Source organism: Trichlorobacter sp. (genome assembly GCF_034008105.1).
GTDB lineage: Bacteria > Desulfobacterota > Desulfuromonadia > Geobacterales > Pseudopelobacteraceae > Trichlorobacter.
In genome coordinates, this window is record NZ_JAVEPN010000005.1 from 14870 (window position 1) to 27681 (window position 12812).

The following is a 12812-nucleotide window of genomic DNA, read 5'->3' on the forward strand; positions in this document are numbered from 1 at the left end:
CGGCTACCGGCCGGTCAGCATGGCCAGTACCTGGCCCAGCGTGGTGCGCATCTGCTGGCGCGGGATGATCATATCCACCATGCCGTGGTCCAGCAGGTACTCCGAGCGTTGGAAGCCCTCCGGCAGCTTCTGGCGGATGGTCTGCTCGATCACGCGTGGACCGGCAAAGCCGATTAAGGCCTTGGGTTCGGCGATGTTCAGATCGCCCAGCATGGCAAAGCTGGCGGTCACGCCGCCGGTGGTGGGGTCGGTCAGGATCGAGATGAACGGCAGGCCGGCCTTTTTCAGTTTGGCCAGGGCGGCCGAGGTCTTGGCCATCTGCATCAGCGACAGGATCGACTCCTGCATCCGTGCGCCGCCGGAGGCAGAGATCACGATCACCGGCTGCTTCTTTTTCAGGCCGCGTTCGATGGAACGGGTGATCTTTTCGCCCACCACGCTGCCCATGCTGCCGCCCATGAAGGAGAAGTCGAAGATGGCCACCTGGGTGGCGATCCCTTCGATGGCGCCTTCAACGCAGATCACGGCATCACGGGAGCCGCCCTTGGCAACGGCGGTGTCAATCCGCTCCTGGTAGCTTTTGGAATCCTTGAACTGCAGGAAGTCAACCGAGGTGATGTTGGCGTCGAACTCCTGCCATGAACCCCCGTCGAACAGCAGTTGGAGTCGCTTGCGGGGCGCGATCCGGTAGTGGTGGCCGCACTTGGGGCAGACCTGCTGGTTGTCGGCGATCTCCTTGGTGAGGATCGATTCGCTGCAGCCCTGGCACTTGGTCCAGAGTCCTTCCGGCACCTTGACGTTCTTGGTGTTGGCCTTTTCCAGCCCTGTCTTGTCGCGTCTAAACCAGCTCATGGAAAACCTCGCTTGATGATTAATGGGTTGTTGTAGTCATGCCATGTTTGAGCGAACGCACCAGTTGGCATACCTGGTCCACCAACTGATCGCCCTGGTGCTGTTCGAACAGCTTGACGATGGCGCTGCCCACCACCACACCGTCGGCCAGGCCAGCCACCTGGGCAGCCTGCTGGGGCGTGGAGATGCCGAAGCCGGCCACCACCGGCAGTTTGATCTGCTGCCGTATCCGTGCCAGATCACCGGCCAGAGAGCTGGCCACCGCCTCCCGCGCGCCGGTCACCCCGGTTACGGTCACATAGTACAGGAAGCCGCTGCCGAAGCGCGATACCTGGCTGATGCGCGCCTGATCAGAGGTGGGGGTCAGCAGGAAGATCACCTTCAGGCCGACGGCCGTGGCTGCCGGTAGCAGTTCGTGGGCCTCTTCCGGCGGCAGATCCACCAGCAGCAGGCCGTCCACGCCGGCTGCTGCCGCGTCAGTAGCAAAGCGCTGCCAGCCGTAGGCGTAGATCGGGTTACTGTAGCCCATCAGGATGATCGGTACGCGTACCTGTGTCCTGACCTGGCGTACCATCTCCAGGACCTTGGTCAAGGTGGTGCCGGAGGCCAGGGCGCGTTCCGAGGCCCGCTGGATGGTTGGTCCGTCGGCCATCGGGTCGGAAAAGGGGATGCCCAGTTCAATGATATCGGCCCCGGACTGCTCCAATAGCGGCAGGAGGCGGGCGGTGGTGGCCAGATCCGGGTCACCGGCCGTGATGAAGGTCACCAGGGCCGGTTGTCTGGCAGCCTGTAGTTGTTTGAAGCGCTGTTGAATACGGTCGGTCATAGCTGGAATCCTGCCATCTCTTTGTCCAACAGGTCAATCTGACGGGACAGACCGGCAACGGCGCTGTCCATGACCCGGGCTGCCTGGGAACTGGCCTGGGACGACTGACGGATGTTGTCCACCATCCGGTCGATGGCCTGGCTGTAGTCGGTCTGGGAGTGGCACGATTCGCGGATCTGACCGATCATGACGTTGACGTCCTCGGTAGCACGGGCGATCAGGGCACTGGCCCTGCTCTGTTCGCGGGTGGAGCTGCGTACCTGGGAGGTCATTTCCCGCATCCGTTCCACGGCGGTGGTGATCAGCTCGCTGCCCTTGCCATGTTCGCGGGCCGAGGAGGCCATCTGCTCCACCATTTCTTCCACCTGTTCCATGGCGATGCGGATGCTTTGGCTGCCCTTGGCCTGTTCAACCGTGGCCCGGGCAATGGCGCTGATCTGCAGTCCGGCCTGCTGCACACCCTGCACGATCTGCTCAAGGGCTGCTCCAGAACGCTCGGACAGCTCTTCGCCGGCAGAGATGGCCAGTTCTGCCTGGTTGATGGCAGCCACCGCCCGACCGGTGTCTTCCTGGACACCGGTTACCACTGCGGCGATCTCGCGGGTGGAGGAGGAGGTCCGTTCCGCCAGTTCCTTGATCTCGTCAGCCACTACGGCAAAGCCTTTACCGTGCTCGCCCGCCTGGGCAGCGATAATGGCTGCGTTCAAGGCCAGCAGGTTGGTCTGCTCAGCCACTTCGTCGATCACCGACAGGATAGCGCCAATGTCGTTGGCCCGCAGGGAAAGGTGTTCCACCACCTCGGCGGTGGTGTGGGCTGCCCGGCGGATTTCCTGCATACCGACGATGGTCTCCTGCACGGTTTTGAGGCCGTTGGCGGCGTCACTCTTGACGGTTTCCGAGATGGCGGCGGTCTCCATGGCGTTCTTTTCGACCTGGCGGATGGTGGCATCCATTTCGGCCACCGACGAGGCGGTGGTAGTGGAGGCATCCAGCAGATTGACGATGTTGGTGCCGATTCCCTTAATGGAGGCGGCCATCTCGATCACCGAAGAGCTGACCTCATCCACGGCCTGCCCGAGCTTGTCGGTATTGACCGCCACCTCTTCGATGCTGGCGGCCATCTGCAGGATCGATGAGGAGGTTTCAGCCGCCGAGCCCGAGAGTTGATCCACCCCCTGCGAAATGTCTTTCACCGAATCGTTGAGCTGGATCACGGTGCGGCTGCTGTCGCTGACTGCCTGCTCCTGAATGTGGGTTGCCCCCACTACCTGGCGGGCAGCCTTTTCGATGTTCTGGTCGATGCTGGTCAGTTCTGCGGTGGCCGCATTGAGGCGTGAGGCGATGTTGTGCAGGTTTTCAGCCATGACGTTCATGGCGTTGGCCAGTTCGCCCACCTCGCCGCAGGCCTTCAGTTCGAGACGGCTGGTCAGTCGGCCTGCAGCCACCGACTTGGCGAATTCGACACACTGTCGGATCGGTCTGGTGACCGACTCGGTGATCACAATTGAGAGTACCGTTATCAGTAGGATCAGTACAAAGGTGATGGCGCCGGTGGTCATCATCTTGCTGCGGGTGGTTTCGGCGATGGTTTTTTCGATCTGGTAGACGTCTCTGCGCAGGGTGTCCACCATGGTGGCGATGATTGAGCTGAAAGAGCTGAAACGTTGGGCCTGAATGCCGGCAGTCAGTGTTTCTGCCTGGGCATGCTGACCGCGCTGAACGCTGGGGATGATCTCATCCAGCAGGGTGTGCCGGTAATCATCCCAGATTGCTTCAGCCTTGATGATCGCCTCCCGCTTCTGGGGGGATTCGATCAGTTCCAGCACATCTTCATACTTGAAGACGATATCGTCGGTGTGATCCTGGATTTTTTGAAGCAAGGTCTGGGCAGCGGCATGGTCGCGCTCATGCATGTACGACAGCGCCTCTCCCTGCAGCTGGTAGATATCGGATTTGAGCAGGGCGATCTTTTCAAGGGCATCCTTGCTATTGCGGATGGTCTTGTAAGGTGCTCCGTTGATTCGGACCTCATTCAACAGCAGTACGCCCAGCACGATGACGACCAGAATGGCGGTAAAGGAGACCAACGAAAGCAGGAACATCCTGGTTCGCAGGGTCAGGCCGGAACATTTCTTGGCAGTGTGGGTTTCTTGCACTGCGCTGCTCTCCTTTCAGGGCTGCTTATCCGTGCTTAAAGACGGCAAACTATAGCAGAGCGCTTGTATGCAGGGCAAGTGAAAAGGGGGGACGGACGGCCGGTTTTGCAGCCTTTTGGGGTGGTTATAACCGGTGTGCAGCTTTTATGTGAGATTGGTGGTTGTTGCCCAAAATGGACTGAGGGACGGTGGGTGTCCACCATCCCTCAGGGGCGTGCTGCAGGTTCAGTCTGTATTGCGTACCGGTGCGGTTACTGTACTGCCGAATCCTTGTCGTTCATGGCAAACTGGGCGTTTGAACGCTTGATCTCAGCCGTGAGTGAGCTGCGGATGGAGCGTATCTTGCGCAGGTAGGCCTCGGCCTGGGGGCCGGTGCCGCAGTAGAATTTTTTGGCCTTGTCCATATTGCCGTTGGCCACGGTGAGCTTGCTCAGCAGGGTACGAACCGCTGCCTCGGCGCATTTTTCGTCGTTGCGCATTTCTGAGGGAGAGTAGCCGTGGTTGCGGGCCTCGCGGGGCATCAGTTGCCAGACACCCATGGCCCCCATTGAGGAGGTGGCCTTGGAAGAAAGGCGATGGCCACCGGTTTCGGCCAGGGCGATCTCAGCCAGATCCAGCGGGCTGAAAGGGGTGCCAAGGGTTTTCAGATAGCAGAGTGCGGCCAGGTTACGGGCGCGCTCGGGTGTGGTCAGGCGTGCAAAGGTTTGCTTGATGACCGGCACCTGTTGTTTGCGCTCCTCCAGGCTGATCCCCTTTTCCATCAGGGTGCGGACCTCTTTTTCCAGGGAGGTCTCTTGGAGGTTATTGTCTAGGGCCGCATGTGATGCCTTGGGTGCGGTGTCGCCGCTGCAGGCCATGAACAGCACCGGCAGCCAGAAGAGTGTGATGACGGCCATCACACAGCTGATCTTTTGTCGAATGATTGGTTTTGGCATAGTAAAGAGTAGGGAAGGCTGGACAGATTGGTGCCGGACCAGTGGGTCCGTTGTCATGAGGTGTACGCTGGAGGTCCGGCGGTTGCTCCTTTCGTAAAAACGGGATAGTGACACCTGGGGTGCCGAAACGACAAAAGTCCCGTGACGAGCGCGGGACTTTGGCTGCTTCCGGTTTGTTTCGGAAGGTGACGCTTGTTTAGCAGACTTGCACAGCAAAGGTCAAGGAAAAAATTAATTTTAATAATAAAATTGAGATGTTATGTCTGTTGTATTTCTGAAAAGCTGTTTTATTTGTGCGGGGAAAGAGGTGTTTCAGTTGCTTGCCAGATCCTTGAGGGTTATGCCGGCCAACAGCTGGCGGATCTGTAGTTTAACCTGTTCCCAGACCGGGTGAACGGTACAGAAGCTGTCCCGCTCGCACTCCCCAGGCGCCACCACGCAACGGTTGGGTGTGATCGGCCCTTCCACCGCCTCCACCACCTCCAGCAGGGTGATCTGCTCCGGCGCACGGGCCAGCATAAAACCACCGCCGGTGCCACGATACGACTTGACGATGCCTGATTTGCTGAACTGCTGAAATATCTTGGCCAGGAAGGTCTGGGGCACATCAACCGCCGCTGCGATATCGGACAACAGGGATATCTTGTCCAGTGGTTGGCCGGCCAGATAGACAATGCCGCGTATGGCGTAATCACCCTTGCGGGTCAGCTCCATCATGGAGGGCTCCTAAAAAGGACTGTGATAGTCTCTTTATAGCCTGTCCTTAAAAGACCTGTCAAGTCCGGTTAGCGCCCCGGCATGTTCCCTGGTATTTTAGGCCGCTTCAGGTTCGGGGGTGGCAGGTGGGGCGGCTTTCTTCTTGCCAAAGATCAGGGCCACCCAGACGCTGACCTCATACATCATATACATCGGGATCATGATCACGAACATGGTCACCAGATCGGAGTGAAAGGCAGCCACAATGGAACTCAGCAGCAGGGCGTACTTTCGTTTGGGGGCCAGAAACTGGTAGCTGACCAGGCCGAAACGGGACAGTAGTAAGGTCAGCACCGGCAGTTCGGCGATCAGGCCGAACATCAGGATCAGCCGCAGACAGAAATCAACATAGGCCGACAGGGAGAGCCAGCTGCGCAGTCCCTCGGTTTCGTAGGAAAGTGAAAAATTGATGATGAACGGCCAGATGGTGGTCAGGAAGAACAACGCGCCCATACAGAAGGCGAGGGTTCCGGTCAGCATGAATGGGATCACCAGCTTACGTTCGCGGCGGGTCAGGCCCGGGGCCACAAAGGACCACAGCTGGTAGAATACCACCGGCAGCGCCAGCACAAAGCCGGCAATAACCGAGATCTTGCACTGGATGAAGAACGGCTCCAGCGGCTTGGTGTAGTTGAGGGCATGCTGTTTGCGTGGTTTGTTGAGTTCTTTTTCCAGGTCTGCCCGCTGGTAGATGGCCGGGTAGTTGGTCTGCAGGTAGCGGTAGATGCGGTGCTTGGCCGCATCGATGTAGGTGATGCCGGTCAGCGGCTTTTCCATGTAGACCAGGATTTCGTCCGACAGGTTCCAGGCAAAGCCCATGCCGATAAAGACCGTCACTACGATGATGATCAGACGGCGGCGCAGCTCAACCAGATGTTCAATAAACGGCAAGACCTTGGATGGTTCTTCTGACATGGTTACTCCGCAGGGTAAGATAGAGCCAGCGGCAGGCTATCACAGCCGGCAACGCTCTGCAACTAGCGACGACCGATCAGTTTGGGGCGTTTGCCTTTGATTGGTACACGTGGGAATTCTTCGGCGGTTGGTCGCGGTTTCGGGGCGTCATGGCGGGCCGGCGCGTGGGTCACCAGCACGAATTCGATCCTCCGGGCCTGGGGATTGACCGCCACCACCCGCACCCGCACCGGGTCGCCGATCCGTAACACCTTGCCGCGCCGGCCCACCAGGGCATGATCTTTTTCTTCAAAACGGTACAGGTCGTCCGCCAGGGTGGAGACATGCACCAGTCCTTCCACAAAGACCTCAGTCAGTTCAACAAAGCAGCCGAAACCGGCCACCCCGGCGATGAAACCGTCAAACTCCTGGCCGATCCTACTCTGCATGAACTGCAGCTTCTTCAGTTCCACGATGTCCCGTTCGGCTTCCATGGCCACCCGTTCCCGCTTGCTGGTATGCTCGGCCGCCTCGGACAGGCTAGCGCCGATCCGGTCCAGTTCCCGTTGCTGTTGCTTACTCAGGCTGCCTTCGGCATGGGCCAGGGCCAGTCGTAACAGCCGATGGACGATCAGGTCAGGGTAGCGACGGATTGGCGAGGTGAAGTGGGTGTAGCAGGCGGAGGCCAGTCCGAAGTGGCCTAGATTAATGGCGGCATAGCGGGCCTGCTTCATGCAGCGCAGCAGGCCGTAGTTGACCATCCGTTCCTCAGGCTTGCCCTCAGCCTCGGCGATCAGTTGCTGCAAGGCGCGGGGAGCCACCTTATCCCCCTGCAGTTCAAGGGTGAAGCCGAAGGGCAGGATGAAGTCGCGAAAGTCGGCCAGCCGGGCCGGGTCCGGCTGTTCATGAATCCGGTAGATGAACGGCAGCTGCTGATCGGTGACAAAGCGTGCCACCGCCTCGTTGGCGGCCAGCATGAACTCCTCGATCAGTTGGTGGGCCAGGTTGCGCTCGCTCTTGATGATCGCCTCGGTCTGGCCGGTCAAGCCGATGATGATCTCCGGCTCCGGCAGGTCGAAGTCGATGCTGCCCCGCGTACGGCGCATCGCCATCAGTATCAGGGCCAGTTCCTTCATCTGCAGCAGCATTGGCGCCAGTGCCCGATGCTCTCCAAGTGCCTTTTCGTCGCCATCCACGATCACCTGCTTGACCAGGGTGTAGGTCAGGCGAGCGTCGCTGTTGATCACGCTGGGGTAGCAGCGTGATTCCACCATCTGTCCGGCCTGATTGAACAGCATCTCGGCGGTCATGGTCAGTCGGTCGACGTGGGGGTTGAGGGAGCAGATGCCGTTACTGAGCCGTTCCGGTAGCATCGGGATGCAGCGGTCCGGGAAATAGACCGAGGTGCCGCGCAGGTAGGCCTCCTGATCGAGCTGCGAGCCGGGCTTGACATAGTGTGACACGTCGGCGATCGAGACCCACAGCCGCCAGTTGTCACCCTCGGCGCGCAACGAGACCGCATCGTCGAAATCCTTGGCAGTCTCGCCGTCGATGGTCACTGTCGGCAGTTTGCGCAGGTCCACCCGGTCCTTCAGGTCGTCTTTGCCGACCAGGGCCGGTACGGCCTCCGCCTCGGCCAGGGTGGCCGCTTCGAACCGGTGCGGCAGGTCAAAACGGCGGATGATGGTCTGCACCTCCACCTGGGGATCGTCGGGCCAGCCCAACACCTCGATCACCTTGCCCTCGGGCGGTCGTCCCCCAACCGGCCAAGAGGTGACCTCAATCACCACCTGCTGGCCATCTACGGCGTTGGCTTTCGCCTTGGCAGGGATGGCGAAGAAGGTGCCGATGCGGATATCCTCCGGCACCAGGATCGCCCCGCGGCGGTTTTCTTCCAGGCGGCCCACTATCCGGCTGTTGGCCCGTTCCAGCACCGCCACCACCCGCCCCTCCAGTTTGCCGCGTCCCATGCGACTCTTTTCGGTGCGCAGCGAGACCTTGTCGCCATGCAGTGCGCCGCCAACGGTCTTGGCCGGCACGAAGATATCATCGCCGCCGCCTTCCGGTGCGACAAAGCCGTACCCATCACGGTGTACCGAGATGCTGCCGTGTACAGTGCCGCTGGTCTCCGCCCCTGGCAGGCTGTAGCGGTTGCCCCGCAGGCGGACCAACTCACCACTGGCGATCAGGTCATCCAGCAGGCGTTTTAGTTCATTCTTGATATGGCGTCCACCAAAGGCCCGCAGCAGGCCGGCAAAGTGCAGCGGTTGCTCGTCATGGGCCAACAGGTTGAGAATCTCTTTTTGGGAAAGTTGCATGCAGGGCCTCTCATGCTCAGGCAGGGAATTTGATGTTGGTACGGGTTATAGCACAAAAACAAAAAAGGGGTTGGCCGTTTTGGCTAACCCCTTGATCTTATGGAGGCGACGAGCGGATTTGAACCGCTGAATAAAGGTTTTGCAGACCTCTGCCTTACCACTTGGCTACGTCGCCGTTATTGTGAAGAATTGTTTATATACGTTTTCCTCGGTTGTTTTGTCAATACTATTTAAACTTGATCGCCACGCCGCTGGCACGGTATTCGCTGGCAGGAAAGGCGGGAAACATGACAATGGTGATGGCCCGACTGGTGATCTCCGGCAGGATTACGGCATCGGCATCCATTTTGTCAGCCTCTGTCCGCAGGGCTTGCATACCCCATTGTTGGAGGTTCGGTTCAATGGCGTAGTCGGTAAAATAGACCTCGCGTACGATGGTGATCCTGCCCAGGGTGACGTAGGGTCGTAACAGCTCATCCTGCGACAGGATCGGTGGCGGATCGCCCAACTCGGTGCTGATCGGGATCGCCGAACAACCGCTTAGCAACAGGTGCAGGCTGATGCCCAGTAGCAGGAGGCAGATCTTTGACTGACGGAGCATAGTTGTGATCCCTTGTGCAGGCGGTAATGTCGCAAGATTAGCAGGATGCGGACTGTCTGTCCAGCCTTGCCGGCGTATTTTAGCTCTGGACAGCCGTTGGGAGCGCATGCTAAAAAAATTACCTTCTGTCCGACAGGGCAGCGTCAGATTTTATCGCAAGGAGCAGGGAATGTCGGGCCATAATAAATGGAGTACCATCAAGCACAAAAAAGGGGCTGCTGACGCCAAGCGCGGCAAGATCTTTACCAAGCTGATCAAGGAAATTTCCATCGCCGCCAAGCTGGGCGGTGGTGACCCGGCAGCCAACCCCCGTCTGCGGACCGCCATTGACAAGGCCAAGGGCGAGAACATGCCCAAAGACAATATCGAGCGTGCCATCAAAAAGGGAGCCGGCGGCATGGAGGGGGTCACCTACGAGGAGATCGTCTATGAAGGCTACGGTCCCGGCGGGGTGGCGGTGCTGGTGGAGGTGATGACCGACAACCGCAACCGCACGGTATCCGAGGTGCGCAGCGTCTTCACCAAGGCCAACGGCAACATGGGCGAGACCGGTTGTGTGGCCTGGATGTTCGACAAGAAGGGCTTGATCGTCTATGACCGCAGCGTCGATTTTGATCAGTTGTTCGAGGCGGCATTGGAGGCCGGGGCCGATGATGTGGCCGAGGCCGACGAACAGTTCGAGGTGACGACCGACCCTGCCACGTTCATCGAGGTGCGTGAGGCGCTGGAAGCCAAGGGCTTCAAATGCCAGAACGCCGAGATCACTATGATTCCGCAGACCATGGTCCCCTTGGAGGGTAAGCAGGCCGAGAGCATGCTCAAGTTGATGGACAAGCTGGAGGACAACGACGATGTCCAGAACGTCTACGCCAACTTCGATATTTCAGCGGATGAGATGGAAAAGATGATGTGATGGAACGGGGCCTTGAGGGCCCCGTACTGTTTGGAGGCGATGCTATGGAAAAGGCGACCTTTGCTGCCGGTTGTTTCTGGGGTGTGGAAGAATCCTTGTACGATCTGCCCGGTGTGACGGCCACACGGGTCGGCTACACCGGCGGCCATCTGGAGCAGCCCACCTATCAGCAGGTCTGCAGCGGCAGCACCGGCCATGCTGAGGCGGTGGAAGTCACCTTTGACCCGGCTACCATCAGTTACGAGCAGTTGCTGAAGGTCTTCTGGCAGGCCCATGACCCGACCCAGCTCAACCAACAGGGGCCGGACGTCGGCAGCCAGTACCGCTCGGCGATCTTTTACCATTCAGAGCACCAGCGTCGTCAGGCTGAGGAGTCGCGGGACGCCCTTGACGCTTCCGGCCGTTACCGGCGTTCGGTGGTGACGGAAATCCTGCCGGCTGCTGCCTTTTGGGAAGCAGAAGCCTATCACCAGAAATATCTGCAAAAAAACAGTGGGGGATGTGGCTTCTAGGTGAGAGTACTCGGCATCGACCCCGGTTCCCGTATTACCGGTTATGGTTTTGTTGAACAGCAGGGCAGCCGTCTGCTGCATCTGGACAACGGCGCCATCTTCACCGACAAGGCCGCTGACTTTCCGGAACGCCTGCGGCTGATCTTCGAAGGACTCAGCCGGGTGATCGCCCAGTACCGTCCCGATGCGGTGGCCATCGAGGATGTCTATGTCTCTGAAAACGTCCGTGCGGCCCTCAAGCTCGGCCAGGCGCGGGGCGCCGCCATCGCTGCTGCGGTGCATGCCGGCCTGCCGGTGGCCGAATATACCGCCTCGCAGGTCAAGCAGGCGGTGGTGGGGCAGGGCAGGGCAGGCAAGGAACAGGTGCAGAAGATGGTCAAGGCCCTGCTGGGGCTGCCTGAGGTGGCCCAGGCCGATGCCTCTGACGCCCTGGCGGTGGCGGTCTGCCACATCAATTCCCATAGTCTGCGACAACAGACCGGCCCTGCGGTGCTAACTTCCCGTCGCACCGGTTCCTGGAGGAACTACCGACCATGATTGCACTGTTGACCGGGCAGATCGCCCACAAATCCCCGGATCACCTGATTGTCGATGTCAACGGCGTCGGTTACCGGGTGATGATCCCCTTTTCCACCTATTACGAGCTGCCGGAAGAAGGCACCGTCAGCCTGCACATCCACACCAGTGTACGTGAGGATGCCATCCAGCTGTACGGCTTCCGCACCCGCACCGAAAAGGGGTTTTTTCAGCTGCTGATCTCGGTGTCCGGTATCGGTCCCAAGCTGGCCCGGGATATCCTCTCCAACATCCAGCCTCCACACCTTTCAGCGGCCTTGCAGCAGGGCGATCTGCACAAGCTGTCAGCCATTCCCGGCATCGGTAAAAAGACCGCCGAGCGGCTGGTGGTGGAACTGCGGGACAAGGTCGGCAAGCTGGATACCGGTGCCAGCCCGGCCGAAGCGGTGGGACGGACCCTGCCGGCAACGGGTCTGCTGGATGACGTGACCTCGGCGCTGCTCAATCTTGGCTATAAGGAAGCGCAGGTCAAAAAGGCTTTGGCCGAGGTGAATGCCGCAACCGGCGGCTCGGTGGAAGAGTTGCTGAAACAGGCCCTGAAGGTGTTGATGAAATAACAGAGGGGGAGGCAATCAGCCTCCCCCTCTGGTCTGTCCGTTGCTGCTTGCGTGGGTTACTGATCAAGCAGCATGGCGTTGATCCGTGCCCTGACTTTTTGCCCTTCCTTGATGGCTGCCCCACCCTTTTCAAAAAATCTGCCCGACACGGTACCATCCTCGATCTGCAGTTCCCCCAGGCTGGCCAACACCTGATTGTCGTCATCGATCACCTCGATCGCCTGCTGTTTCTTTGGAACCTTGCGCAGCTTGGAGGTGTTGATCTGGACATAGGCGATCCTGCCGTTGATACGGCTGATGGTGCCGATCTCATAGCTGGGGTTGAAGGCGTTGCCCAACTGGTCTGATGCTGCGCGGAACGAGATGGTGACCGCCCGCAGCACGTAGTCCTGCTTCAGCTCGCGGGTGATCGGAATCTTTTTGGAGATCCGCTGCTCGATCCGGCGCTCGTCGTAGAACGACTTGACCAGTTCCTTCTGGTTGCGCTGGTTGACCAGCAGCACGTCCAGGCGGGTGCGGGCCTTGACCGTCAGGCGGTTGCGGGTCGGGTCGGCGGCGATCGGCGTGACCAGTTCGTCGATCCGGTCCAGGCGAGGCTGGATGATGTACGTGTCGCCTTCCGACGCGTTGAGCAGCACCCGGGTGAAGCGTCTGGTGTTGGCGATTTCGGTCTGGATGATCCGCATGAAGTCGTCAGCCTGGTCCGCTGTAAAGTAGTTGCTGAACCTGGGCAGCTTGAGGTCGGCCTCCAGTTCGGACGATTCCAGCATGACCGGCTCCAGGGCCTGGGTGGTGACCTGTTGGGCCTCCTTGACATAGACCACGGCGGGCGTAGCTGCGCAGCCGGCAATCAAGGCAGCAAAAAGAACGGTCAGGCTCAGTTTAAGGTAGGATATCTGTTGCATCAGGCCCTCCA

13 protein-coding genes and 1 tRNA gene are annotated in these 12812 nt (G+C 59.5%); 4 read left to right on the forward strand and 10 right to left on the reverse strand.

Annotation, left to right across the window (positions count from 1 at the left end):
* Positions 1–3: 3 nt before the first annotated feature.
* From accD to RBQ93_RS04080, 9 genes are all read right to left on the reverse strand, one after another.
* A complete protein-coding gene (gene accD, locus RBQ93_RS04040) occupies positions 4–852 on the reverse strand; it encodes an acetyl-CoA carboxylase, carboxyltransferase subunit beta (protein WP_320370741.1) in 849 nt (282 codons plus the stop codon).
* 19 nt (positions 853–871) lie between these two features.
* The gene (trpA, locus tag RBQ93_RS04045; RefSeq protein WP_320370742.1) at positions 872–1678 is read right to left on the reverse strand and encodes a tryptophan synthase subunit alpha; all 807 of its coding nucleotides are present in this window, start codon (positions 1676–1678) and stop codon (positions 872–874) included.
* Positions 1675–3834 carry a methyl-accepting chemotaxis protein gene (locus tag RBQ93_RS04050; protein ID WP_320370743.1) on the reverse strand — a complete coding sequence of 720 codons (2160 nt, stop codon included), beginning with the start codon at positions 3832–3834 and terminating at the stop codon, positions 1675–1677. The genes trpA and RBQ93_RS04050 overlap by 4 nt, the downstream gene beginning before the upstream one ends.
* Before the next feature lie 251 nt (positions 3835–4085).
* A complete protein-coding gene (locus RBQ93_RS04055) occupies positions 4086–4730 on the reverse strand; it encodes a transglycosylase SLT domain-containing protein (RefSeq protein WP_320370744.1) in 645 nt (214 codons plus the stop codon).
* A 351-nt stretch (positions 4731–5081) separates the two neighbouring features.
* On the reverse strand, positions 5082–5486 hold the full coding sequence (locus RBQ93_RS04060; RefSeq protein ID WP_320370745.1) for an Rrf2 family transcriptional regulator: 405 nt from the start codon (positions 5484–5486) through the stop codon (positions 5082–5084).
* Between the two features lie 96 nt (positions 5487–5582).
* Positions 5583–6440, reverse strand: coding sequence for a twin-arginine translocase subunit TatC (gene tatC / locus RBQ93_RS04065; RefSeq protein WP_320370746.1), 858 nt, complete (start codon positions 6438–6440; stop codon positions 5583–5585).
* 62 nt (positions 6441–6502) lie between these two features.
* Positions 6503–8737, reverse strand: coding sequence for a ribonuclease R (gene rnr / locus RBQ93_RS04070; protein ID WP_320370747.1), 2235 nt, complete (start codon positions 8735–8737; stop codon positions 6503–6505).
* Positions 8738–8837: 100 nt separating this feature from the next.
* A tRNA-Cys gene (locus RBQ93_RS04075) sits at positions 8838–8912 on the reverse strand.
* Between the two features lie 51 nt (positions 8913–8963).
* Positions 8964–9338: a hypothetical protein gene (locus RBQ93_RS04080; RefSeq protein WP_320370748.1), complete on the reverse strand. Its 375-nt coding sequence runs from the start codon at positions 9336–9338 to the stop codon at positions 8964–8966.
* 169 nt (positions 9339–9507) lie between these two features.
* Here RBQ93_RS04080 and RBQ93_RS04085 point away from each other — a divergent pair, with 169 nt between their 5' ends.
* The 4 genes from RBQ93_RS04085 to ruvA are packed head-to-tail and all read left to right on the forward strand — an operon-like array spanning position 9508 to position 11896.
* Positions 9508–10251 (forward strand): YebC/PmpR family DNA-binding transcriptional regulator, encoded by a 744-nt coding sequence (locus RBQ93_RS04085; protein ID WP_320370749.1) that lies wholly within the window; start codon positions 9508–9510, stop codon positions 10249–10251.
* Between the two features lie 44 nt (positions 10252–10295).
* Positions 10296–10763 (forward strand): peptide-methionine (S)-S-oxide reductase MsrA, encoded by a 468-nt coding sequence (msrA, locus tag RBQ93_RS04090; protein WP_320370750.1) that lies wholly within the window; start codon positions 10296–10298, stop codon positions 10761–10763.
* Positions 10764–11300 carry a crossover junction endodeoxyribonuclease RuvC gene (ruvC, locus tag RBQ93_RS04095; protein ID WP_320370751.1) on the forward strand — a complete coding sequence of 179 codons (537 nt, stop codon included), beginning with the start codon at positions 10764–10766 and terminating at the stop codon, positions 11298–11300.
* Entirely contained in the window at positions 11297–11896 is a 600-nt protein-coding gene (gene ruvA / locus RBQ93_RS04100) for a Holliday junction branch migration protein RuvA (RefSeq protein ID WP_320370752.1), read from the forward strand. Before ruvC ends, ruvA begins: the two co-directional genes overlap by 4 nt.
* A gap of 56 nt (positions 11897–11952) precedes the next feature.
* Here ruvA and RBQ93_RS04105 read toward each other — a convergent pair whose 3' ends face one another.
* Positions 11953–12801: a hypothetical protein gene (locus RBQ93_RS04105; protein ID WP_320370753.1), complete on the reverse strand. Its 849-nt coding sequence runs from the start codon at positions 12799–12801 to the stop codon at positions 11953–11955.
* Between the last annotated feature and the right edge of the window lie 11 nt (positions 12802–12812).